This window comes from Ruminococcus sp. 210702-SL.1.03 (genome assembly GCF_020559915.1).
GTDB lineage: Bacteria > Bacillota > Clostridia > Oscillospirales > Ruminococcaceae > YE71.
Window position 1 is genome coordinate 1 of sequence record NZ_JAJCLZ010000010.1, and the last position, 24,723, is coordinate 24,723.

Here is a 24,723-nt window from a genome sequence, read left to right on the forward strand (position 1 = left end):
TGATCGAAAAATGAATCTCATATTTCAACTCACGCGCTCACGTGGAGCGCGACGAAGAGCCTGTGGTAGTATTTGCCAGATTCAAAAATTTCAACTCACGCGCTCACGTGGAGCGCGACATTTGCCACCAGATGATCGAAAAATGAATCTCATATTTCAACTCACGCGCTCACGTGGAGCGCGACGATTAGACACAGCAATAGTGTCAAAACAGTTGGCAATTTCAACTCACGCGCTCACGTGGAGCGCGACACGCAAGAGTAGATATGGGAACAAATGTAAAAAATTTCAACTCACGCGCTCACGTGGAGCGCGACCCTCGATTTCTTCTGCCGTCAGTGGACGAAATTCATTTCAACTCACGCGCTCACGTGGAGCGCGACTTTCCATAAACGCCTTTGTCGTGATATTCACTAGATTTCAACTCACGCGCTCACGTGGAGCGCGACCCTAGATGTTGTTGCAGTTGGACGCTTGCTCCACATGATACGGATCCGATCCTTTTTGGTTTGCAAAATATCGGCGCGATGTTCATAAATCGTTGATATTTTGCGGGTCATTTGCCGCGAAGCGTCCGCGCGATCGGTTTCGCTTTCGCTTCGCAGGTGTCGGTCAGTCTGTCAGATTATCAGCACGCCTTCAGGATCATACCCCGCTTTTGTGCCGAAATGTTCTATCCTGTTTTTCCAATTGTTGCCGAGATAGTATATCCGCAGGCTGTCCTCTTGCTGATCTATTATCTTCAAAAGCTTGTCTTTCAGCTTCAAAAATGTGCCGTAGTCTACGTCTATCTCAAAAACGCTGTTCTGCACGCGCTGACCGTAGTTCTGGCACTCTTTTGCGACTTTTCTCAGCCGCTTTCTGCCGCTGTTGTCCGTTGTAGATACGTCATAACTTACTAATGTCATCATTTTTTTGTCACCTACTTCAGCAGATAGCATGGGTACTCGCTTATCTCGCCGCGTATGTATTTTGCCATCAGTGAGCTTTGCACATACGGCAGCAGCCCCAGCGGTATTTTCTCGCCCAGATATGGGTGGTCTATCCTTCCGCGTTTGCGTTCCTGCCAAGCCGTCAGCACCTTTTTCTTGCCGTCTTTGCTGAGGTATACCGCGCCGCTCGGCTGTGTTTCAAAATCTTCCGCTTTTATCATTTTCAGATTTATCATCGTCAACACCAGCCGCTCGCATATGCAGCGCGTTTCCTCTACCATGTCGCACGCCAAACTTGCTCTGCCGGGGCGCAGTGAATGGTAAAATCCGCAGCAGCTGTCCAGCCCTACGCTCTCCAGCGCCGATGTGTGCCAGCTGACGGCGATGGTGTACAGAAACGAGAGCATAGCGTTCACGCGGTCTAGCGGCGGTCTTTTGGTGCGGTTCAGCAGCTTAAATTCTTCTTTCTGCTGACGTATCAGCCGGTCGAAAATATCGAAATATGCTTTGGCGCAGCTGCCTTCCACACCCATTATCATCTCTTTGTCCTTCATCTCGTAAACGCTTTTTATGCCGCTTTCGAGGTAGCTTATGCAGTCGGTGAGTGCGCCGTCGGCGTTTATCTCGGGTGCGTCGCGCATACTGCGCTTTATCAGATACCGCGTGTTTGAAAGCTTTGCCGCCACGCAGTTCTGCATCATCTCCGTCTGCTCAGTGCCGAATTTTTCAAACTGCGCTTTCCGCAGATAAACGTTGCCCTTCGGCTTGCCTTGAACTCTCGCCAAAAATTTTCCCTGCGGCGATATGAAGTTTATCGGTATGCCGTATTCGGTGCACTTGCCCATCAGCGCGGGCGAACAGCCTATGTAGTTGAAAATGTATATGTCCTCGATGGTGGTGAATGGCAGCCGAAATTTCTCGCCGCTGTATTCGCCGTCCTCGTTTTTCGTGCGGCATACTACGTTCTCGCCGTCTAGCGTCAGGTACGCCGTTTCGTCGATTATGTAGAGTGAATTAAGCAGTTTTCGCAACCTCTCAGCCCCTTTACTGCGCGTCGTTCATCGACATCACTATCTCTTTTACGCTGTATTTTTTCACTTTCGGGAAGCACATATCCGCCAGCGAACACCCGCTGCATTTCTGTCCGCGGGCGCGCTGAGGTATCTCGCCGCTTTGCAGTATCTCCCGCATCTCGTGCAGATATTTCCGCAGCAGTCCGTCATACTTTTCACGCTCCCGCCCATCAAAAGGCAGCTTTACCCTGCGCCGCACATCGCCGTAATATATGTAAGCGTTGCAGTTACAGCCGAAAATGCTGTCGGCGCATATCTTCTGCGCGTAGACCTGTATGGCGTCGCTTTCGTTGTATTCGCCCGACTTCGGCTTGCGCGGCTTGTATTCCACGATGTCCACGTCAAAATTTTCGCCGAGCTTTTCGATATACGCGCCGCTCTTTTTCCGAACAAATTCTATGCAGTCAGCCACGCCGAAAATGTCCAGCTCGGGGTCGTCGCAGTAAAGCGCAACGTCGCTGCGCACTATCTTTTCTTTGCTCTCAAAGCTGCGGCTGCCGCTGTGCACATTCTCGTGCATCAGGTTAGCTTTTACCACAAAGGCGTTTTCCGCCCAGTCGTCGTTTATTTCCAGCAGAGCAAATCTGCGCGGACAGTACATATAGTGCTGTATGCTGCGTATGTTTATCGTCCGCGCCTGCTCTCTGTATACCTCGTTCTCCAATTTTTGATCAGAGCTTTTCTATCATCTCTACGCCTGCGGGCATATCGCGGTCTATGCTTATCTCGTAGTCCGAAAATGCTCTGGGTACAGCCGTATCTTCTTTCAGCTTTATGCTGATCTTGTCGAAAAGCGTCTGCGCGGGGGCGTTGCCCAAAGGCGACTCGTGCTTGAAAACTATCAGCTTTCTCATGCACATCTTTCCGCGCGCCGCGCTTCTGTCGTGCTCAAACATATTGATGACAGCGCTCCAAAGCAGCTCTAGGTCGTCTTCGCTAAAGCCCGTTATCTTGTCGGCGAGCATCGCGGAAACATAGCCCTCGGCGCGGTAGAGCGCGTAGGGGATAAAGCTTTTTCTGCCCATTTCGGTGTCGCCGACCTCTTTTCTCTCAGCCGTGGTCTTTGCCTGTCGCGTAATGCTTATCTCCTGCGGGAAAACGGGATCTAGGCTTCTCGCAAAGTTTATCTGCACAGGCCCTCTTACTATTCCACATGGGTCGTCGCCCGTGCTCATTACTGCGCCGAATGTGCGCACATCGTAGTAATTTTTGCATATGTAGTCGCGCGCCTGCTTCTGCGTTTCGGCGGGCGTGGTCTTGCCGTTTCCGGTCGGCAGGTCGAGCGCGTTGTAAGCTTCGGTGAACTTGGTGTTCAGCGCCTTGTCAGCCTTTATCAGTATGTTGAAGCCCGGCTCGCCCTCTTTTACAAGCTCTACGAAATTTCTGATTTTTCTTTTCAGGCATACGTCGGTAACGTAGCCGAGGTTGCTTTCGGGGTCTACGCGCGGCATATTTCCCGCGTCAGGGTCGCCGTTGGGGTTGCCGTTTTCTACGTCGAATATCATTACAAATTCATAGCGGTTTTTGATAGCGTTTTCCATAGTTTTATCTTCCTTTCATTATTCGTCGGCCTGCGCAGCCTTTTCTTTGGTTTCATTTTTGGTGTAAAGCTCACTCTTCTGCTGGTAGTAGTTCACGATGAACATACCCTGATCTTCTAAGCTGAGCTGCTTCGGGTATCTGTCATTAAGCCCTGCGTTTAACTCGGTAAGAAGCTTATCGTAATAGATAAAAGCCGGCTTGCCGAGCTTTCTCATGTGGTTTCTTGAAAGCTTCATCAGTATCGGGAAAATGGTTGCGGGCTGCGAGCAGGCTGACGAGAAGTAGGTGTCGCCTATCGTCCTGTTAAGGTCGCCCGTTACAGAATCGCACTGTATCTTTTCCAGTACGGCGAAAAGCCTGCCACAAAGTGCCGCCGGCTCTCTGTTGTCTTGGTTTATCAGCATTTTAATGTCCTCCTTTTTGTAATTGCGTATCAGGCAGGCTTTTATTATGCCCGCGCGCGCGTTATTTAGCTTTATAAAATGGTTATTGTCGGCATCGCTGTCTGTCTTTACACGCCTTATCATTGTGCTCAGCAGGGAAGTGGGGTAGTTCGTTCCGTTAAATATCGCCTCAAAAATACCCGAGAGCAGGGGCGGCGGTACTCTGCCGTTGCTTGATTTTGGCGATACCAACTCGTGGAGCATTCGCCCTGCCGAGATGTATTTCGGCTCGTAGCCGATAGCCATATTGCGCTGGTGCTCCATTATGTTGTCGATGATGTCGCCGTACTTCCTGCGCAGGGCGAACTTTTGGCACACTCGCGAGCTGTTCGCCGTAAGTCCCGCAACGTAAAAATCCACCCTCTCGTCGATGTCGGGAAACTCGATCGGCATACCTTTCAGCGCCTTTGCGAAAGTATCGTTCAGCGTGTTGTCAGCGCCCGTCAGCAGTCTGCTCACAAGTCTTGATTCGTTCACGTCGTCCCGCTTCATTGCGAAGTAGACAAGCGTCAGGTCGTCCATCACCTTGTGGTGCGCCTCGTCAGCAAGCAGGCGGTTGAGCGCCGAGGTGTACATCTTCATAGCCTTTTCGGAAACGCCGCTGTTGAACGACTGCGTTTTACCGTACGATTCAAAAGCGTCCTCCTTAGCGCTTACCATAACGCAGCCCGACGCTATACCGCCCGCTATGCCTTTGATCTTATCGTGTATGCGCGCCTGCGGCAGACGTTCGCCCAGTATGCTGCATACCGCCAGCTCGGTGTTTTCAGCTTCGGCGGCAGCCTGTTTCTCCGCCAGATATTTTCCGTAAGCTTCTCTAAAAGCGGGGTCGTCCTGCAAAAGCTTGTCCGTGTCAAATCCGAATTCGTAGTAAACGCTCGCCGCACCAAAGCGGCTGCCAAGCCCCAGCAATATCGGGTCGCTTGTGTGCTCCTCGGGATTCCACGTCTTTATGAAATTGCAGTACGCGCGGCAGAGCGGCGAGTCGATGCCCTCGAAAAACGCAAGGTTCACCTCGCAGAACGCTTTGTGCGATTTCTTTGCTTTGTCGGTCTTGTCCTCGGTCGAAAGCGTGCCGTCCTTTTTGTTGTAGTTCAGCCCGAATATGTAGAGTGGGCGGTGCTCGATGACGTTTCCGTCGATACCGGGCTTCTGCGTGCGTATGGGGAGCTCGGCGACTTTTGGCGCAAGCACCATCTTTTCCTTGCCGTTTTTGTTCTTTATCGGTTTAGATTCTTCCACGCTGATGATATTATCTATACAGCCCTCGGGCGAGAGCTGTATAAGATAGTTTACGTTTTGTTTGCAGTATCCGTCCTGAACTTCTTTTTTCTGTATCAGGCTGTAATCGCAAAGTGCTTTTATCAGCATTTTAGCTCCTTTCTGTACTCGGCGACGTCTATAACGCCGTCGATCATGTACGGATGGTAGTACATGGCGTCTGCTTTGTCGGAAAACTGCGGGTGTTCCCAGTCGCCGTTTATCGGCTTGCCGCCGTCGCGAAATCTCATTCCGTAAAGCATAAGCCCCAGATCGTGCCTGCCCATGTTTTCTTCGGCAACTTCGCTGAGGTCGAGATCATCGACAAGCTCCAGCCGCTTCACCGAAAACTCTCTGCACCCTAAGCATGGCTGGCGGAAGCACTGCCCCTTTTTCAGCCTGCGAAGCATGATGTTGTAGTGCTTTTCCTCGCACTCGTCCTCGTGGTCAGAGCGTATGAACGTTCGCTCGATGTGAAACTCTATCCCGTATTTCACGTCTTTGAGCACTACCGAGCCGCGCTGCGTTCGCACATCGGGCGTGTAGATAACTGCCGCGCCGCCGCCGTTCATCTGCGCTCTGACCGCCTTTAGCGGCAGCTTGGTCTTTACCTCATTGCGCCGTATGTTGACGGTCTTGATCGGGTTGAAAACCACGATCTTGTCGATCACGATGCAAAGCGACGGCTTCCAATACACGCATTTGAGCATTCCCTCGAGTGCGCCGACAGTGGGCACATCGTAAGTTACCCTCTCGGTTTTCAGCTCAGGTCTGTTAAAGCCGGCGTAATCGCCTTCAACGATCACTTTAAAACCGTAAGCCATTTGATCATCTCCTCTAAACTTATATTAGTATTTCGTTACTGTAATAATGATACTCCATTTTGAATTAAATGTCAATAGTGTAATGTTACAACTTTTAAATGCCTTTTTTATGCAGTTATAACAAAATCCCTGCATTGACAAACATCTTGTAAAAATGCTATAATAAACATATAGTCTGCGCGAAAGCGTATGTGAGTTGCAATATATTGGTATTGCGTTTGAAAACTGCCGCCCCCATCTCGGGCGGCTTTTTCTTTGTATTTGCGGCTCAGCCGAAATACGCTTCCCCCTGCGCGGAAACTATAAGCCCCGTTTCGGCATCGTAGCGCTCGGGCGTGTTCAGCAGATAGAAACCGCTCACTTCGCTCAGCACGCCTTCTTTCAAAAGCGTTTCAAATTGGTAGCGGTACACCGATACCGAGTGCCTTTGCAGCTTGCGGCGAACGCTCTTGCCGCCGCTTTTCAGAAGCTCTATAAGCTTGCGGCTTTCGGGCGTTTCAATGATTATCGCCGTTGTGTCAGACTCTATATATTGGAAATGTTCAGCGTAGCTTCTGAATGGCAGAGATTCCTCGTAGTTTGCAGTATGTCCGTTGCATTCGTTTGCCGCAATGCTGAATTTTTCGATAGAGTTTATGTCCATCTCCTCTTTGTTGAAGCCGTATTTCAGCCTGTAATACTCTTTCACGCAGGCTTCGCTGTCGATGTTTTCCATAGAAGTGTTCGTATTTTTCACTGCGGTTTCCGTAAAGTGCACCAGCCGATCAAAAGCAGGATTCGCCTTTTCGTCAGTCTTGAAAATGTACACATCGCCTTTGTCGTACTTGCCCTCGCGGTTGCAGCGTCCGCCCGACTGCAAAATGCTGTCCAGTCCCGCCATCTCGCGGAAGACGCATTTGAAGTCGAGGTCTACGCCCGCCTCGATCAGCGAGGTGGACACTACTGTGATATGCGCGCCGTCGTTCAGTCGCTCATGTATTTTCGCAATAACGCTGCTGCGGTGCGCGGGTGTCATGAATGCCGAGAGGTGGTATTTTTCGCCGCCGAGCTTGCGGTATATCTCCACCGCCGTGTCCTTTTTGTTCACGACTATCAGCGCGTTAGGCTTGCTTTGCGCCATTTCGGCAACTGCGGAATAGCTGCTTTTGCCGAGGTCATTGTATCTGCATTTCTTGAAATATCCGAAATCGCTTTTGTCCGTTATCAGCTCGGCAAACTTCACGTCGGGCATATATTTCTTGAAGATAGCGGAGTAGTCGGGCATGGTAGCCGAGAGGAAAAGTGCTTTGCTGTTCATGTATTTGGTTATGTAGCCGATAGCTTTCAGGCAGGGGCGCAGCAGCTCGGTCGGTATAAGGTGTATCTCGTCAAATATCAGTATCGAGTCGCGCAGATTGTGCAGCTTTCTCAGCGCCGAGCTTTTGTAGTGGCAGAGCGAGTTGAAAAACTGCACGCTTGTCGTCACGATGAATGGCGCGTCCCAGTTTTCGGTGGTCTTTATCAGCAGGCGCTCGGCTTTTTCCTCGTCCGGCTTGTCCGCGCCGCGCTTTGGTTCGTATGAGTAGTTCGAGTGGTGCTGGAGCACGGGCATGGTTTCCTGAAATATCTGCTCCATGCTGTCGGCGGTCTGCTCTATTATGCTGATCTGCGGGATAACGTAGATCACCCGCTTCTTGCCGCTCGTGAGCGCTATTTTCGCCGCCGTGAGCGTCTTGCCAGAGCCTGTCGGCATATCCAGCAGCATTATGTTTTCGTTCGTTTCGGCGGCGTTTTTAAAAGCCTGCCGCTGTATCCTGCCGCGCGCTTTTTGAAGTTCAGTGGTCTGCGTAAATTCCGTAAATCGCCCGTTCAGCTTTTCCAGCGCTTTCTCCATATCTCCCGTCAGCCCGCGCTCGGTATTCGGATAGAAAAATTTTTCCGTGTCCAGAAAATCCGCGTCGGTAAGGCATGAGAAAACTTCGCGCACGAAAAAAGCGAACCTCTCCATCATCTCGGTGTTGTCCTCGCCGCAGCTCTCCAGCTCCTCCAGCGCCGCTTTCTGCTCTTCGGCGCTCAGCAGTACCTCGGGCACTATCTCCTTGTACCTGCTGTAATCTGCGCTGCCGCTGTATTTTTTGCCGAGCATATTTTTCAGCGTGGCGAGCTCCTGCCCGCTCCCTTGCCCGTCAAGCAGCCCCGTGTGGTGGCTCGCAATGCAGTATTCCATCAGCCAGGCGATAATATCCTCAAAATCGCTCAGTTTTTGATACTCTATCGCACCGCAGGCAGCGTGGCAAAAGCTTTTCTTTGAGCCGTACAGCCGCTGTTGAAAGTCCTCCGCCGCTTTTCCGATGTCGTGCAGCTCGCCCGACCGCCGCGCCATCGGTTTCAGCATAGGTATGCAAAAATTCTCCGCCATTATAGAAACGTTTTCCAAATGCTCTTTCAGCGTTTGCTTTCTCCCATCCTCGCTGATGTGTGCGTAAAGTTCGTTTTCCATAGGTACATCTCTCCTTGTTTTGGCAGTGTATGTATTCGATGTATATATTATAACATATTTTTCAATTTTAATGGTATCATTTTTGACACAATTAAAAGAAACTTTGTTCGCCCAAGCTCCTGCAAATTGTAATATATACATATTATAACATATCTCAAACAAAAATAAAATATATTCTTCACATTTTATTCTCAACAGCTTATAGAAAAAACGTGTCAAAATATATCGAATGTGCACAAAAAAACGGCTCGGATATTCTCCAAGCCGTCATGATATTCTGTTTCATTTCTTCCAAACCCGAACCCAAACCTCAACAACGTTCCCGTTGTCATACGAAAACGCTGCCGTGACCCCTTCGTCCGTCGGTTCGTATTTGTGCGAGATACCGCGTACAGGCACGCTCAGTGTGCCATACTCCGTCTTGATCTTTGCAATAGTTTCTGCGTTTGGCTCGGCGGATAGCTTTAAGCCCGTTTCGCCGCCCGTCCGCAGAAGTTCGGCGCGCTCGCTCGTCAGCTTCATCATCACTTTTCCCGCGCCGTCTTTGTACTTTATTATGTGCCGGCCATCGCCGCCGCGCAGCTCGCATTCGCACTCCAGCTCCGTGCGCTCGCCGCCCGTTACCGTTACCAGCCGCAGCTTCGCGTTCTCACCGCTCGCGATCTTGATAGCTTTCATGCCGCCACCGACCTTACGTCAGCGAACATTGCAGTATCTCCGCGCCGCTTGCTCCGCCGCCTAAAAATCTGCTCACGTTCTCCGCAAAAAGCTCCGCGCTGTCGGTGCAGTAAAGCTCTATCTTCGCCTTGTGATCTTCGCCTTTCAACGCGTTCTGCGCCTTTAGCGCTTCAAATGCCTGCTGAGCCGTTACCGCGCCCGGCGAGATCAGCTTTACGCCCTCGCCCATAAATTCGCGCACAACGTCCTCCAGCAGCGGGTAGTGCGTGCAGCCCATTATCAGCGTGTCGATGCCCTGCGCCTTTATCTCGCTCAGATATTCGCGAACGAAAAATTCCGCGGGCGCGCACCCAGGCGCAGTGTAGCCGTTTTCCGCCAGCGGTACGAACATCGCGCACGCTTGGCTGAATACCTCCACGTCAGGTCTTATGCGGTGTATCTCCTGCTCGTAACAGCCCGAACGTATAGAGGCGGGCGTCGCGATAACGCCTATCCTGCCGTTTTTCGTGGCCGCGCAGGCTTCGTCTACCGCGGGTATTATCACGCCGCTGTAACAGGTTATGGACGAGCCGTCAAATATCGGCACGGTCTGCATTACCGCCGATACCGTTCCGCAGGCTACCAGCAGCAGCTTTACGTTGTGCTGCTCCATAAAGCGTATGTCCTGCCTCGAGTATTCCGCTATCGTGTCGCGGCTTCTCGTGCCGTAGGGCACTCGCGCGGTGTCGCCTAAGTACACTATGTCCTCGTGCGGCATCAGCCTTATCAGCTCTTTCACGCAGGTAAGTCCGCCGACGCCTGAGTCGAATACGCCGATAGCGCCGTCTGAAATGCTGCCGCTGAGAGTTTCTATCATGTCAAATCATTCCGTTTCTATTAGTTTCTTTCAAGCGCTAGTTCTATCAGCTTATCCTCCTGCCGGGCGGGGGTCATGCCCGCGTGCTCCATCAGCTTCGGGTACATACTTATCGGCGTGTGGCCCGGCAGAGTGTTTATCTCGTTGAGCAGGGCAGTGCCGTCGGGGCAGAGGAAGAAGTCGCAGCGCGAAAGTCCCGCGCAGCCTATCGCCTTGTAAGCCTTTACCGCCAGCGCGCGAATATTCTCTATCGCTTGCTCGCTCATGCGGGCGGGGATTATCGTTTCCGAATTGTCGTCCTCGTACTTCGATTCAAAGTCGTAGAAGCCCTCGTTTGCGCTCTTTATCTCGCCAACGGTAGATGCAAAAGGCTCGTCGTTGCCCATCACCGCGCACTCGCACTCTATTCCTGTAACGCCCTCTTCTATGAGCAGCTTGCTGTCTGAAAGAAATGCCAGCTTTATGCCGTTTTTCATCTCCTCAGCGTTTTCCACGCGCGAAACGCCTACCGATGAGCCTGCGCAGCAGGGCTTTACGAACATCGGGTATTTCAGCTTCGCTTCTGCTTCGGCTATTTTATCATCTATCTTATCCATCTCGCTGTAACGCATAGAGATGAATCTCGCCATCTTTATCCCGTTCGCTTCGAGTATCAGGTGGGTCATTTCCTTATCCATGCAGTTCGCCGAAGAGATCATGTCGCAGCCGACGAAAGGCACGCCGCTGAGCTGGAAAAGTCCCTGTATAGTGCCGTCCTCGCCGTTTTTGCCGTGCAGTACGGGGAATATGCAGTCTACTTTTATGTTGTCGAAAGTGCCGTCCGCGCCGAGCACGATAAAGCCTTTGTGCAGGGTGTCGGGGCTCATGATGCAGGGCACGTTGTCGGGGTGCTTTTCCCATTCCTTGTTTTTGATAAGCTCGGCAGGGCCTATGTATTTTAGCCAGTGGCCCTTTTTGGTGATGCCTATGCAGATCACCTCGTACTTATCTTTCGGTATGCTTTCTATAACGTGCGCCGCCGAAACGAGCGAAACGTCGTGCTCGCTCGACTTTCCGCCGAATATTACTGCTACTTTGAGCTTTGCCATTTTTATCAGTTCCTTTCTGCTGATTTGGTCTATTTTATTTTATGCCGCCGAGCGGCGTTTTATTTCTCTTCCACATACTCCGCCGCGGCTTCAAAACTCATTCCGCCGCCGAATATGTCAAGCGCGCTGCCGATAGTGAAATCCAGCCTGCCGCCCGATATGTCGCGCAGTTTGTCTACGTCGTTAAAACTCGAGATGCCGCCTGCGTATGTGCACGGTATCGGCGAGAGTGCCGCTATTTTCGTCGCGCCTTCCTCTATGCCGTTCGATTTTCCCTCAGCGTCCGCCGCGTGTATCAGAAATTCTGCACAGTTTCGCGAAAGCAGGTCGAGCGTTTGCTCTGAAAGCGCCGTGTCGGTGAATTTCTGCCAGCGGTCGGTGACGATATAGTACTCGCCGCCCCGCTTTTTGCACGAAAGGTCGAGCACCAGCCGCTCTTTGCCGATGGCTTCCGTCAGCTTTTTCAGCCGCGCAAAGTCTATCTCGCCGCCGCGGAAAACATAGCTCGTAACTATAACGTGCGAAGCGCCCATGTTCAGAAAATCGACCGCGTTTTCGTCCGTTATCCCGCCGCCTATCTGCAAGCCGCCCTCATACTCGCTCAGCGCCAACTGCGCCTGCCGCAGGTCGGCTTCGTAGTGCTCGCTGCCGCGCGGGTTGAGTATTATAACGTGCCCGCCGCTCAGCCCGCGCTCTTTGTAGAGCCGCGCATAGCTGTCCGCATTTTTATCTGAAACGAAATTGTTCGCAGCCTCGCCGCCCTCGTCTTTCAGCGATGAGCCTACTATCTGCTTCACCTTTCCGTTGTGTATGTCGATACATGGTCTGAAACGCATTTTTCAGCGCTCCTTTCAGTCAGTAAATAAGTGCATTTCCACATACAGCCCTATGCCCTCGGCTGTCTGTACGCGCCGCACGTCTAAAAAGCAGTTGTTAGCCAAGCCGTCTTTTTTCATCTTCGCCGCCAGCCCGTTCAGCTTTTTCTCAAGCGCTTTGCTCTCGGGTTCGTATATATCGTCTATCGCGTCCACGCCGTCCAGCGTTATGCCGGTGCTTTCGTCAAAGAGCAGTACGAAGTCCCGCCTGCCCTGCGCTAAAGCGTCTTTTGCCGCGCCGTATATCTCGCCGAGGTCTGCTATCTTCACCGCGCTGCGCGTGTAGTAGCTGTTCGCAGCGCTTTCGGTGTCGGGGCAGCCGTCGGGCAGCACATGGTCTGTTTCTATCTCCTCGCGCGAAACGTTGAAATATGTGTGGATGACCGGCCGCGCGGCGCTGTCGGGAATGGGGTCGTCCCATGTGCAGTCAACGTAGTACCAGCTGCCGTCGAGCTTTACCGTGTTCCAGGCGTGCTCTTCACCGGTCGCGTCGCTCGAGTACGCCGTGCCGCATGGTATGCTGAGCATTCCCATGAACATTCTGAATGTGGTGGTGTAGCCTTTGCATATCGCCTTGCCGTTTATCAGCGCGCCGTATGGGTCGTCGCAGTGCTCCGCGGGGTTCGGTATCGCGCTCAGCGAGCCTTCATCGTAGGTCACGTTGTAAATTATGTAGTCGTGCACGGCAAGCTCTTTTTCGTAATCGTCCATGCCGTCGGTAATTATCTCGTCCAGCACCGCCGCCGCTTTTTCGTATATCTCGCTGTCAAACTCGCTCAGCGCCGATGGGTCGCCCGCGCGGTAAGCTTCCGCTATAGGCGAAACGTCGTACATATACGCTTCCTCAGCTTTGTCGGATTTGTCAGCCTTGCTCTCAGCCGCCGAACTATCCGCGCTTTCTAAACTTTCCGTGCTTGCCTGAGAAGCCGCGCTCTCTGCCGAGTCGGGCTCTTCGTAATATCCCGATGGATCTCCGCCGCTGTGCGCGCAGCCTGTACATATCAGCAGGGCGGCAGCCGCGGCGAGCAGTGTGCTTTTTATCATGTCGTTATCTCCGTTGTTTTCTATAAACAATACCTAAAATTATTATAACACACTATCGCCCAAAAAGCAACCCCGAGCGCAAAAAAAGCGCAGACCCTTTCGCAGGTCTGCGCCGCAGATCATTTTTTTGTGGTAACGCTCTTAGCCGCCGACCATGCGCCGTAGTATTTCTTACCGCTTACGGTGGTGTATGTGCGTACTCTTACATAGTATTTTTTCGCCGATCTTAGCTTCGTCACGCTCTTTTTAACGCTCGTGCCGTCGCTTACCGTCACCTTTTTAGCCCTTCTGAATTTTGCGTTTTCCGCGTACTGTATCTCAAAGCCCGCAGCGTAAGCCGTCTTTGCCCACTTTACGGTAAAGCCCTTTGACTTCGCTATCAGCTTCTTGACCTTCTGCTTTTCGGGGTTTATCTTAAAGGTCTTTTTGATAGTTCCCGCGTAGTCGCCCGCGCCGACTATCTTTACAGTTGCCGTGCCGACGTTCTTGCGGCTCGCGTATTTCAGCGTGTAGTCAGTGCCGCTTTTCAGCGTTTTGCCATTGTAGGTCACTTTTATCTTCTGCGTTTGGTTCTTGCCGTTGTATACCTTGTCGGCTATGCCGCTTACTTTAGCTTTCGTGATGTCGTACTTCGCCGCTTTAACGGTCGCCACGTTCGACCAAGCGCCCGCGTATGTCTTTCCGCCGACCTCTGCCAAGCTGCGAACTTTTACATAGTAGGTCTTGCCGCCGGTCAGTCCGGTTATCGTGGTGCTTGCAGTGCCGCTGACTTTTTTGCTCATGCTGCCTGCGAAGCCGGAATTCGGGCTGTACTGCACCTCATAGCCCGTCGCTGTTTCGTCCTCCGGCCAGCTTAATTTAATGCCCTTGCAGGCGCTCTCGGCAGCCGTTATCGTCTGCTTCATGGGCGAGATGATGAACGTTTTTTCAACACTGCCGCTGTAATTGCCGATGCCTGTTACCGTAGCTTTAGCCGTGCCGACTTTCACGTTGTTTGAGTAGCTTACGGTGTAATCCTTGCCGCTGACGAGCGTCTTGCCGCCGTATTTTACGGTAACTGCGGGCTTTATTTCCTTGCCCGTGTATGTCCTGCCCGCTATGTTGCTTACGTTCGCCGCCGTAAGCTTCGTGCGTTCTACCGTCACCTTGCATACAGCTTTGCTGCCGTTTGGCAGAGATGCGGTTATCTCAGCCGTGCCCGCGCCCATGGCGGTAACCTTGCCGCCGCTTACCGTAGCGACAGCCGTGTTCGTGCTTTTCCATGTCACATTGTCCCCCGCGGGCGTGACCGTTGCGCGCAGCTGGAATACGTCGCCCGGCGCGAGAGTCTTAGCCGTTTCGCTCAGCGTTACCGTCGCGCTGCTGCTTCCGCTGTCCAGCGGGTATATCGAGAAGTCGGGCAGGTCGTCGAGGTTTATCGCGCAGTCGCTCTGGTAGACCCTTTTCCACATCGTCTTTTCGGTGTATTTTTCCGAGCTGGATATGCAGAATTCGCCGCTCCATGTGCCGAAGTACGACCACGCCGTGCCCGCTTCAAACGCCTTGTCGAGGTCGAAAAGGCAGCCGTTTTCGCTCAGCGCTACTATCTTGCGGCTGTTCGAGTATTCCGCCGCTTCGATAAATTTCGAGCTTTGCGGCGAGTAGCGGCGCGTGCCGGGGTAGATGTCCTCGCCGATTATGTCAACGTATTCGTCGCCGGGGTACCATTCAGCCGCCTGACCGTTGTATACCCATATCAGATTGTCGAGCCGATACTCGTTCGTCAGTTTTTCGTATACCGCTTTCCAAAGCTTTTTGTAAGCCTCAGCGCCGTCGCTGCCCCACCAGAACCAGCCGCCGCTCGCCTCGTGCAGGGGTCGGAAAAGCACGGGTACGTCCGCCTCTTTCAGCCGCGTGAGCTGCTTTGCTATGGCATCTACGTCGCTCATCAGCGCGTTGTAAGTTTCGGGGTCGCTGCCGTCCATCACCGCCGAGAGGTCGAATTTGTTAAGGTCTGCGTTATCGGTGTAAAAACCGCCCCACCAGCGCGGATTGCCGCTTTTGTCAGTGCCCGATTTGAGGAATTTGTCTGGCAGGTTCCAGTGCCAGCAGAATGTCACTATGCCGCCCGCTTCGGAAAATTCTATCGCGTTTTCCACCGCCTTGCTGCTGTCGCCGTGCTTCACGCGCGCAGGGGTGTAGCGCATCATGTCAAGACCCAGCATAGCGGGCGTTTCGCCCGTCGCGTTCTTTATGCCCTTAAATTCGCTGCCGTTCAGCCCGCCGTCGCAGTACTGGCCCGTGATGACCTTTTTGCCGTAAACGTCCGCCATGTAGCTGAAAAGGCGCTTGGTCTTGTCGCTGGCGTTGGGGTTTGAGAGCTGCTTGGAAACGGCGTAGATGTTTTCGGGTATCGCCGACTTTTCCAGCTCTATGTAGTCGAGCATGAAGTAACCCCAGCTCATCGTCATTTTGATGGTGTTCGCGCCCTTGTTGAAATACAGCCGCGCCACCGTGTACTCCGAGTAGCCTTCGCCTTCCGCGCTCTTGAAAGTGCCCGCCGATTCGCCGTTTATCAGCAGATCATTGAACTTGTCGCCGCCCTGACCCTTGCTGTAAATGCGTATGTCGTAAAATCCCTCTTCGGTCATGTTCACCTTCTGCGTCCATGTGCAGGTGGCGTCGGTAAAAGTCACCGCCTTTGAGCCTGAGGCGCTGTTGTCCTTTTCAATATACGCCGCGCCGCCGAGAGTGCCGTTTTCGGCTTCAAATCTCATGCTGCCGTCGGCGAATGCCGCAAACTGCGCCGAGTTGCCCGCGAGCATTATCGCGCTGACCGCCGCAGCGATTATTTTCCTGATATTCATGATAATAACTCCCTTTGTGTCGTAATTCAGTGACTTAATTTTATCATAACCATTGTGCTTTGTAAAGCCTTTTTTGTGCAAAAAAGCGAGAGCCGCGCGAAGTTTGGAATGAAAACGTTTCACACGGCTCTAACAAGCGTTTTGTTTAGTTAAATTGCCAAATGTGTATCAGAGTATCTCGCCGCTTACCGATATGGTGGTCACGCGGCAGGGTATGTCTTTTCCGCTTTGCAGTATCGCCTTTTTCGCCGCCAGCTCTATGCCGCCGCAGCAGGGCACTTCCATGCGCACCACCGTTACGTCCTTGATGTCGTTGCGGCGCAGTATCTCTGTCAGCTTTTCGCTGTGATCTGCGCTGTCCAGCTTCGGGCAGCCGATGAGCGCTATCCTGCCGCGAATGAAATCTGCGTGCATATCGGCGTAGGCGTATGCGGTGCAGTCGGCGGCGATGAGCAGGCTCGCTCCGTCAAAATACGGCGCGTTTATCGGCGCGAGTTGTATCTGTACGGGCCACTGGCTGAGCTGCGAGGGCGTGTGCGCGGGCTTCGCTTTTACCGTTACCGCGGCGGGCTTTTTCAGCGAACGCGCCATGCTTCCGGGGCAGCCGCAGGGCAGGGGAGCGCTGGACTTTTTCGCCTTTTGCGCCCTGTTCGCCAGCACCGCCGCTTCGTCATACGCCGCCGCCTCGCGCTCGATGAATGTTATCGCCCCCGTGGGACAAGCGGGCAGGCAGTCGCCCAGACCGTCGCAGTAGTCGTCGCGCAGCAGGCGGGCTTTGCCATCTGCCATGCCGATAGCGCCCTCGTGGCAGGCGTTCGCGCAAGCGCCGCAGCCGTTGCACTTTTCTTCGTCGATGTTGATTATGCGTCTTTTCATTTTATTACCTCCGAAATGTTTCGCTTTTTTCGATGTATCGCTTGACTTTATGTACATATTATAATATAATCAAAGCAGAAAGTATGTTGTTTCTACAACATTTCAAAATTTTTTGCGAGGTATTTTATGGATGTTGAATTGCTGAAAATGCTCGCCGCCGACCCGCTTTTCGAGGGCGTTTCGGCGCAGCAGATAGAGGATATGTCTACCTTTTCGCAGGAGGTCGGCAAACTGCACCTGCGGCTAAAGCGCTACAAAAAGGGCGCGGCGGTCTGCTCGGCGGGCGAGGTCATCTCGAGCTTCGGGCTGGTGAAGTCGGGGCGGATAATCATTGAGCGTGCGGGTTTCGGCGGCGAGAGCGCGCTTATCGGCACGGCGGGCGCGGGGCAGCTTTTCGCCGAGGTCTACGCTTGTTCGCGGCAGCCGATGATGGTCACGGCGCGCGCCGAGGGCGAGTGCGAGGTGCTGCATATTGGGCTGGAGAGCCTTTTTGCCTGCCGCCGCGAGGGTGCGGAACGCGTGCTGAAAAATCTTCTGCGAATCACCGCCGCCAAAAATCTCGCCCTTACCCGCAAGATAAGCTGCATCACCCCGCGCACCATACGCGGCAGGCTCGCGGAGTACCTTTTATATATGTACAGCCTGCATGGCTCGGCTTTTGACGTGCCGTTCTCCCGCGCGCAGCTTGCCGATTACCTCAACGTAGACCGCAGCGCACTTTCAGCCGAACTCGGCAGGCTCAAAAAAGAGGGGCTGATAGACTGCCGCAAAAGCAGCTTCGTCCTCAGCCCCGAGTTCATAAACGGCGCGGTTTAATGACGTGTGTCGCCGTTTACATATTCAAATTTTATGCTGTGCAGTTTCAGACCGCTCTGCGCGAAGTACAGGCGGAACGTTGTGAAGCGCGAGAACATCGGCGTCTGCTTGGTGTACGAAACAGGCTTGCCGCCCGTGCCGTTCCAGGTGAATGTGCCGCTCGCCGTGCCCATGTTGAAGAGGGTCAGCGGTATCTGCGCCAGCTCGCTCTGCCCTGAGCTTGCCGTTATCGTAACGTTGTAGATGCCGGGGTGCGAGATGTCGAGCGCGAAGCTGTGGTGAGTGCCCTTGTCGGTGCAAACGCCGCTAAGGTCAAGCTCTATCTCGTAGCCCCCGACCTTGTAGAACTCTACGGGCGTATCGTCCTCCTCGCCGCCGTCCTCGCGGTTGATAACTTCAACTTTTTCCTCGGCGTTTTCAAGGCGCTTGAGGGCGTTGGTGTGCAGTAAAGATCCGCAGATGTCCGCCGCGTTTCGCTGAAGTTCGGCGCGTTTCAGACTGCCGTTTTCCAGCGCGGCAAGCGTGTTGTCGCTGCCCGAGCCGCCGTCTGCGCACACCATGTAAACATCTCCGCGCGCCGCCGCCATAGCCGCAAAATCGTTCTTGTCAGCCTCGCCGCCGCGTCTGTTTATATTCGCCCACCAGTCGGTCATGGTGAAGCCCGTAAAGCCCCACTCGCCGCGCAGTATTGTGTGGTTGAGGTCGAAGCTGCCCGCAGTCCACAAACCGTTGACCCTGCCGTAGGTGGTCATGACAGATGTCGCGCCGCCCTCTTTTACGGCTATCTCAAAGCCTTTGAGGTATATCTCGCGCAGCGCGCGCTCGGAAACGGCGGAGTCGAGGAAGTGGCGCGATGTTTCCTGATTGTTCGCGCAGAAGTGCTTTATCGTGCCCGTAACGCCCGCCTGCGCCATGCCTTTCAGCTCGGCGGCAGCCATTTTGCCCGTCAGCAGAGGGTCTTCCGAAAAGTACTCGAAATTTCTGCCGTTTAGCGGGTGGCGGTGAATGTTCATGCCGGGGCCGAGCAGGCAGTCCACCTTGTTCGCCGCCATCTCTAAGCCCGTCAGCGCGAAAAGCCGCTGCGCAAGCTCTTTGTTGAATGACGAGGCTATCAGCGTGCCGTTCGGCAGACTGAATGCTTTAGTGCCGCAGTCGAGGCGCATTCCCGATGGACCGTCTGAGCAGCAGCCCGCGGGTATGCCGTAGCCCGTGAGCGCGTCGGTAACGCCGCCGAAAGCCGAAGCCGTGCCCGCCGTTACGCGCGGACTTCCCATTCCCTCGCCGCGGATAATGCACGAAAGGTCGTAGTCGGAAAGCTGGGCGATAAATTCCGCCATGCTGTTCCTGCCCGCCGCAACGTCGCTGAGTTTTATCCCGCGGTCGCCCGTGTATGTCAGCTCGGCGGGCATATTCTCCTCTCGGCGCGCCTGCTCGTCAACTCGGCTGAGCGGCACTTCCTCGCGGCCTATCGCAAAACCCTCGCCCTGCGGAATAGGCTTTATGCGCTCGAAAGGCGTAACGGGCGCGGCCGCCTGCTCGTGGCGGCTGATGACTTCGGTCTTGTCGATAGTGAAGCTTGCCGCCTGCACCGCGCTGCGCACGTCTGTGCCGACGAAAAATCTGTACTCGCCCGCTTCCAAAACATAGCAGTTGATGTTGCCCGAAGCGCCCGAATCATCGTAGCTCGCAAGCTGCGCGCGCGGGATAGTCATGCATATCTCCTGCTGCTCATTCGGCGCTAGGGTGCGGGTCTTTTCAAACGCGCACAGCTGGCGGGCGGGCTTGCCGAGAGCGCCCTGCGGCGCTGAGAAGTACGCCTGCACTACCTCTTTGCCGCTGTATTTGCCAATGTTTTTCACCGTTACCCTCAGCGTAAGCGCTTCCGCCGTCTGCTCTGCGGCGGTGGTCTTTACCTCAAACTGCGTGTACGAAAGTCCGTAGCCGAAAGGGTAGAGCACCTTTTCTTTGGCAAAAGTTTCGAAATATCGGTAGCCGACGTAGATGTCCTCGCGGTAAAGGTCGCGGTCGGGGTTGCCGAAATCTGCCGCCGAGGGGTAGTCGGCAACGTCGCGGGCGATGGTGTCTGGCAGCTTTCCGCTCGGGCTTACTTTTCCCGTGAGCACCGCCGCCGTGCCTGTGCCGCCCGTCATGCCGCCCTGCCAGATGTACATTACCGCGTCGGGGCGTATCTCCTCCATCCATTTCATGTCGATGATGTTGCCGACATTCAGCAGTACCGCCATTTTCGTAAATTTCGCGCGCACCCGCCTCAGCATATCCATCTCGTCGGCGGTCAGCAGGTAAGAGCCTTCCGCCACGCTGTTGTCCTGCTCCTCGCCCGCCGTTCTGCCTATGACGGCTATCGCAACGCCCGCATTTTTCGCGGCGTTTTCCACTATCTCGTCGGTAAGGGGCATCTCTTTCTGCGACCAAGGCTCAGCGCCCCAGCCCTCGCCGAGGTCGAAAGGGTTCGCTTCGTCCCAGCGGCGGTAGGTTTCCAGCAGTTCTTCGTCCAGCTTTACTCCCGCTTCTTTCAGCCCGTCTACTATATTCACCACGCGCGAAACGTTCACCATTCCGCCCGAGCCTGTGCCGCTCTTGTAGTAGTGGAGCTGTATCCTGCCGAATACCGCGGCGGTGTCCTCGGCGACGAGTGGGAAAACGTTTTCATTTTTCAGCATTACTATGCCCTCAGCCACCATCTCAGCGGCGGTGTCGAGGTATTCGTTCCAGTCAAGTATCTTTGCCATATTTTATCTCCTTAGCTTTGTATTTTGATTTTCAAGATATTATAGCACACCCCGCCGCGCAGTTCAATGACGTAATTGTGAATAATCAGCAAAAAAAAGACCGCAGGTTTTTTACGCCTGCGGTCTGTGTGTTTTAGGCTTTCAGCTTTTTGGCTTTTCCTTGAAAACTGCGTTCACGCTGACGTATGTGTCTGCCGCGTTCTCCGCTATTTTCAGCTTGCCGTTCGTGATGGTGAATTGGTTTTCTAGGCCTTCCTGCAGCTGCCATGTCAGCTCATAGCCCTCGCGCTCCAGCGCGGGGAGCTCTACCTCGTCGCCCGGCTCTCCGTAGAGAGTCCATGAGCGCATATATAGGTCGGGGTCGCCTGTTTCGCCGAACATACTCATATCGCGCTTCGTGCATATCTCTATCGTAACGCTTCCGCTGTCTACGAATTTGCCGTAGAAATAAACGTCGCTGTCGGGCATAGTGAAGCTGCCCTCTTTGTTCAGCTCGACATTTCCCGTTATCCAGCCTGTGAATCTCTTGCCCTCGGGAATATCCACGGAAAAGTCGTTCGTGCGCAGGTTTTCCTGTCCCGCAGGTATGTCTTTCATAGTCTGCTCGGTAAGCTCATTGCCGTCGATAATGAAGTAAACGTTGTGTACATTCTGCGTGTATTTACCCGTTACGGTGAAGTCCCTCGCGGGTATCTGAACGGTGCTCACGCCTTCCACTGTTGTGATGAGTACGTCCGTTCCGTCGCCCGTCCAGTAGAATGTGTATCCCTCGCGCGCCTGCTGCTCGGGCAGTGTGAATGTGCTGCCGTACTCGGCTGTCGCGGTGGTCTTTGCGCCCTCTACGTCGATGGTTATGGTGTAGGTCTTTGGCGTGGTGGTCGCGGTGAAGGTTACGTCGTGGTCGGGCATCGTGAAGCTGCCGTTCACAACTTCCGCGTCCTCGGTAGTCCATTCGGTAACGTCGTATCCCTCGCGCTCGTATTTATTTAGGACCTTAGTGCTCTCGCCCACCTTTGTGAAGTCAGGGCCGTTGCAGATCTCGCCGTCTACCTTGTAGGTAACGTAGCACTTTGTGGTAGTGCCGTATACCGTCAGCGTTTCGGCGGGCATGGTCTTCGGCATCTCAATATCCTTGCCGCTCGAGTCCTGCCACTTCCAGCCGCTGAAAGCGTATCCCTCAGCTTCTGCGGGGACGTCTGGCGCGGTCAGCTCGTCGCCAAAGTGCTTTCTCTCCGACTTGATGATCTTGCCGTCCAGTTCGTATATCAGCGCGTATTCTTTGTATGTGCCCTCTTTCCATATCGGCGTGATGGTGGTGTCGCCTTTAAGTATCAGCTTGCCGTCCGCCGCGTACTCTTCGCCGTTTTGGTCTTTCCAGCCCGCTATGACGTAGTCGCAAAGCTCGTCGCTCTTTTTCGGATTGAAAAGCTTCGCAAGCTCAAGTTCGCTGCCGTAGTCAAATTCGTACTCGGTGTAGCTGCCTGCCGTGCCGCCGTTCGGGTCGAGGGTTATCGTGTACTTGTTTATGGTGTTTGCCCAGATGTATTCTATCTCCAGATCCAGTTTGTCGATGGAGTACTGGTAGCGCGAGGTCTTGCAGGTGTGGGTGTAGTCCACGTCCTTTACCTTATCGGGCAGCCAGCCCTCGTATATCTTTAGGAATTCAACGTAGTCGTCAAATCCGCCCGTGAAGCTGTCGGTCTGCTTGCCGTTTTTCAGCTCGCCGTACTGCGTGTGTACTCTTACGTTGTAGGTCTTTGGCGTGGTGGTGTACACCGCCGTGAGGGTGACGGGTCGGTCGAATCTGCAAGGCTGACCTACCGCGTATATCTTGCCCGTGCTGCTGTCTTTCCAGCCCGCAAGCTCGTAAGTGTTGTAGTCGTCGTCCTGCTTTGCAGCCCAGTTTTCCAAAGTAAGCGCGTAGTCCTTGTTGGATACCGTCTTGCGGACGGGCATACCTGTAAGAAGTTCGCCCTCGCCGCCGTCGAGCGTAACGTCTACCGTGCGCAGGAAGTCGAGCCGCAGGGTAATATCCTGCATTACGGTAAGGTTTTCAGGGTGCTTATAAGACGTGCCCGATATAGTGTCGAACCAGCGCTCGTAGATAGTGTACTCTACTCCCTCGGGGGCTTTCATCTTATCCTTTACGGCTTGAAACTCCTCTGCGGGTATTTTGTCGCCGCTTTCGAGGTCTAGCACTTTGTAAGTCTTGTACTCCAGCGTATCCTCGTCGAAATACTCGAGCGTTACCTTGCACGGCTCGCCCTTGTAAACGGCGTAGTAGGTGACGTCCTCAGTCATCTTAGGCAGATCGGTGTAAGTTTTGTACTTCACTTCGCCGTCCTTTTCGTCGGTGTAGCCTATGAATTTCTTGCCGTAAGGCGCAGACTCGCCTATACAATCTATCTTCTTGCCGTAGCGCACGCCAAGATCAACGCTGTATTCGGCGTTTCGGTAACCGCGCTTGACTACCTTCATATTCAGCGTGTCGAAATCATATGACGCTATGTATATGAAAGCCAGTTTGTTGTAATCGTTAGGATGTTCGCCGTTAAAAGCAATTCTTGCCGTGTATGAATAGTCGCCGCCGTATACCTTATTATAGCGCACGCCCGTCTGTTTTCCGCTCGTGAGTATGTAGTCGTTCGTCACGCAGCCCTCTGTCAGTGCGCCTACGCCGCCCGCAGGTACTTTTCCGAATGAATTGCTCGGGCCTTTCCATACTTCCCAGCGTGTGAATTTCAGGTGTTCGTTGCCCGAAACGTCAGGCAGTACAGGTGTTTCGCCGATGTTCACCACCTGCATATCCGCCGCCCAGCAAAGCGCTTCGGTGTCGAAGTATATGAAAGCTACGGTCGCCTGCGCAGTTACCGCCGAGTATACGAAATCGGTGTCCTCAGTTACCATAGTCCAGTTGGGGTCGCTGTTCCACTTGCCCTCTTTGAACTTGTATGTGCTGAGGTAGTCCTCTACGCGGAAAGCTCCCGCCGTTTTGCCTGCCAGCACTTCGCGGCTGCCGAGCAGTTCGCGCTTGCCGTCTATCTCGCTGTAAAAGTTCACCTTGCAGATCTTTCCTACGCGGTCGCTGTCTATTCGGCTGGTGTCTGCCCACATTACTTTCATGTTGGCTATCGTGTTTCTGCCGTAGTCCGCGCCGCGCGTGAATTGCAGGTATTGACCGTTGTAGCTGACGTGCGCGTTGCACTCTACCACTGCGGGCGGGTCGTAATTGTAATAGCTGTGCTTGAAGCGCACGCTTGTGTACTTCCAAGCTCTGTTGTCCCATGTCGCTTCAAAAGCGTAGTTTGAAAAACTCAGATCAAGCGAGTCCCAAGAGATCTCTCGGCGCACCGTTTCGCCCGTAGTGATGTCTAAGAACGTGCCTGTTATCGCGGGCAGCGAGGACATCGGCACGGTGGTGTACTTCGCCTTTTTGTTCGAGTTGGTTAGTATCAGCTGTGCTTCAGGCTCGTTTACCGAGAGCAGCAGCTCTTTGTTGCCCATGTGGAAGAGCGGTACTTTGATCTCAAAAAGTATGCCCTCAGCCTTTAGCTTAAAGACTTTTGATTCGGCGATAACTTTTAGCTCTACATATATGCCGACTTCCATATAGTAGCCGCCGACCGCAGTCTTGTACACGTTATTGTACTGCGAGTAGGGTTTTACGGCGTGGTACTGCGCATAGCCGTAAATGTCGAGGTACGCGCCTACCTCCATGCCCATGCCTACCTCGCCCAGTCTTTGCAGACCGAAGAACGAAATAGTCATTCTGCCCTCAAGTCCCGTCTTTATGCCGATGTAGCCGCACATCGAGAAATCGAAGCTGTATCTGTTGTCGCCGTCGAGGTCGTTTTTGTAGCTGCGAAATTCCTTTGTGGAGGAGTTGCCTGCTATGCCGACCTGCGTAGCGTCAAGCACCGAGAATTTCGTGCTCATGCCCGCCGCGAAGTTTACCTTGATAACGTAGTTTAGGTCGAGGTTTATGTCAAATACCGTTATCGGCTCTATAAGCGGTATTTTCGATTTGAAAAGCGGTATCTCGCAAAGCTGTATGTAGTCGCCCTGGCTTTCGAGCATCTCTTTCATCTGCGCTACCAGCGAGTTCTGGTCGTTTTCCTCTTCGCTGTTCATCATGTCGGTTATCTCTTTCGAGATGTCGCGCCACTTTTCGTTCTTCTTGTTGGTAGAGCATACCAGTACTTTGAACTCTATATCCGTCTGCGAGTAGATGTTTACAGCGTAGTCAAATTCCAGTTGGCTCTTTTTGAAAAGCTTGAATTTGAAAGATTTGTAGCCTTGCAGCGAAATGTTCAGGTACTCTGTTATGCTTATCGAAGCGTT

Annotated in this window: 17 protein-coding genes and 1 CRISPR repeat array; of the genes, 1 reads left to right on the top strand and 16 read right to left on the bottom strand. The window is 53.5% G+C overall.

Annotated features, from left to right (window positions below):
* The first annotated feature begins 21 nt into the window (after positions 1 to 21).
* A CRISPR array of direct repeats spans positions 22 to 449; the repeat unit is 32 nt; unit sequence ATTTCAACTCACGCGCTCACGTGGAGCGCGAC.
* Positions 450 to 620: 171 nt separating this feature from the next.
* From cas2 to LI114_RS06815, 14 genes are all read right to left on the bottom strand, one after another.
* The gene (cas2, locus tag LI114_RS06750) at positions 621 to 911 is read right to left on the bottom strand and encodes a CRISPR-associated endonuclease Cas2 (RefSeq protein WP_022127781.1); all 291 of its coding nucleotides are present in this window, start codon (positions 909 to 911) and stop codon (positions 621 to 623) included.
* 11 nt (positions 912 to 922) lie between these two features.
* Complete coding sequence (cas1c, locus tag LI114_RS06755; protein WP_227220015.1) at positions 923 to 1,963, bottom strand: type I-C CRISPR-associated endonuclease Cas1c; 1,041 nt, start codon at positions 1,961 to 1,963, stop codon at positions 923 to 925.
* Between the two features lie 13 nt (positions 1,964 to 1,976).
* Positions 1,977 to 2,669 (bottom strand): CRISPR-associated protein Cas4, encoded by a 693-nt coding sequence (cas4, locus tag LI114_RS06760; RefSeq protein WP_227220016.1) that lies wholly within the window; start codon positions 2,667 to 2,669, stop codon positions 1,977 to 1,979.
* 7 nt (positions 2,670 to 2,676) lie between these two features.
* The gene (gene cas7c, locus LI114_RS06765) at positions 2,677 to 3,546 is read right to left on the bottom strand and encodes a type I-C CRISPR-associated protein Cas7/Csd2 (protein ID WP_227220017.1); all 870 of its coding nucleotides are present in this window, start codon (positions 3,544 to 3,546) and stop codon (positions 2,677 to 2,679) included.
* A gap of 18 nt (positions 3,547 to 3,564) precedes the next feature.
* Positions 3,565 to 5,361, bottom strand: a complete 1,797-nt coding sequence (gene cas8c, locus LI114_RS06770; RefSeq protein WP_227220018.1) for a type I-C CRISPR-associated protein Cas8c/Csd1 — start codon at positions 5,359 to 5,361, stop codon at positions 3,565 to 3,567.
* Positions 5,355 to 6,074, bottom strand: coding sequence for a type I-C CRISPR-associated protein Cas5c (gene cas5c, locus LI114_RS06775; RefSeq protein ID WP_227220019.1), 720 nt, complete (start codon positions 6,072 to 6,074; stop codon positions 5,355 to 5,357). Before cas5c ends, cas8c begins: the two co-directional genes overlap by 7 nt.
* 268 nt (positions 6,075 to 6,342) lie before the next feature.
* Positions 6,343 to 8,553, bottom strand: a complete 2,211-nt coding sequence (cas3, locus tag LI114_RS06780; protein WP_227220020.1) for a CRISPR-associated helicase Cas3' — start codon at positions 8,551 to 8,553, stop codon at positions 6,343 to 6,345.
* A 282-nt stretch (positions 8,554 to 8,835) separates the two neighbouring features.
* Positions 8,836 to 9,231, bottom strand: a complete 396-nt coding sequence (locus LI114_RS06785) for a DUF1934 family protein (RefSeq protein WP_227220021.1) — start codon at positions 9,229 to 9,231, stop codon at positions 8,836 to 8,838.
* A 13-nt stretch (positions 9,232 to 9,244) separates the two neighbouring features.
* A complete protein-coding gene (murI, locus tag LI114_RS06790; protein WP_227220022.1) occupies positions 9,245 to 10,087 on the bottom strand; it encodes a glutamate racemase in 843 nt (280 codons plus the stop codon).
* A gap of 20 nt (positions 10,088 to 10,107) precedes the next feature.
* A complete protein-coding gene (locus tag LI114_RS06795; RefSeq protein WP_227220023.1) occupies positions 10,108 to 11,175 on the bottom strand; it encodes a D-alanine--D-alanine ligase family protein in 1,068 nt (355 codons plus the stop codon).
* Between the two features lie 59 nt (positions 11,176 to 11,234).
* Positions 11,235 to 12,011 (bottom strand): phosphoribosylformimino-5-aminoimidazole carboxamide ribotide isomerase, encoded by a 777-nt coding sequence (hisA, locus tag LI114_RS06800; protein ID WP_227220024.1) that lies wholly within the window; start codon positions 12,009 to 12,011, stop codon positions 11,235 to 11,237.
* Positions 12,012 to 12,026: 15 nt separating this feature from the next.
* Complete coding sequence (locus tag LI114_RS06805; protein WP_227220025.1) at positions 12,027 to 13,094, bottom strand: transglutaminase domain-containing protein; 1,068 nt, start codon at positions 13,092 to 13,094, stop codon at positions 12,027 to 12,029.
* A 119-nt stretch (positions 13,095 to 13,213) separates the two neighbouring features.
* The gene (locus tag LI114_RS06810; protein ID WP_227220026.1) at positions 13,214 to 15,940 is read right to left on the bottom strand and encodes a glycosyl hydrolase; all 2,727 of its coding nucleotides are present in this window, start codon (positions 15,938 to 15,940) and stop codon (positions 13,214 to 13,216) included.
* Positions 15,941 to 16,108: 168 nt separating this feature from the next.
* On the bottom strand, positions 16,109 to 16,816 hold the full coding sequence (locus LI114_RS06815) for a 4Fe-4S binding protein (protein WP_227220027.1): 708 nt from the start codon (positions 16,814 to 16,816) through the stop codon (positions 16,109 to 16,111).
* Positions 16,817 to 16,942: 126 nt separating this feature from the next.
* On the opposite strand from LI114_RS06815, the gene LI114_RS06820 reads away from it, so the two are divergent.
* Positions 16,943 to 17,632: a Crp/Fnr family transcriptional regulator gene (locus tag LI114_RS06820; RefSeq protein ID WP_022127767.1), complete on the top strand. Its 690-nt coding sequence runs from the start codon at positions 16,943 to 16,945 to the stop codon at positions 17,630 to 17,632.
* Here the strand turns inward: LI114_RS06820 and LI114_RS06825 are convergent.
* A complete protein-coding gene (locus tag LI114_RS06825; RefSeq protein WP_227220028.1) occupies positions 17,629 to 20,382 on the bottom strand; it encodes a beta-glucosidase in 2,754 nt (917 codons plus the stop codon). The two genes, LI114_RS06820 and LI114_RS06825, sit on opposite strands and share 4 nt — an antisense overlap.
* 141 nt (positions 20,383 to 20,523) lie before the next feature.
* Positions 20,524 to 24,516 carry an InlB B-repeat-containing protein gene (locus tag LI114_RS06830; protein ID WP_227220029.1) on the bottom strand — a complete coding sequence of 1,331 codons (3,993 nt, stop codon included), beginning with the start codon at positions 24,514 to 24,516 and terminating at the stop codon, positions 20,524 to 20,526.
* Positions 24,517 to 24,723: the final 207 nt, after the last annotated feature.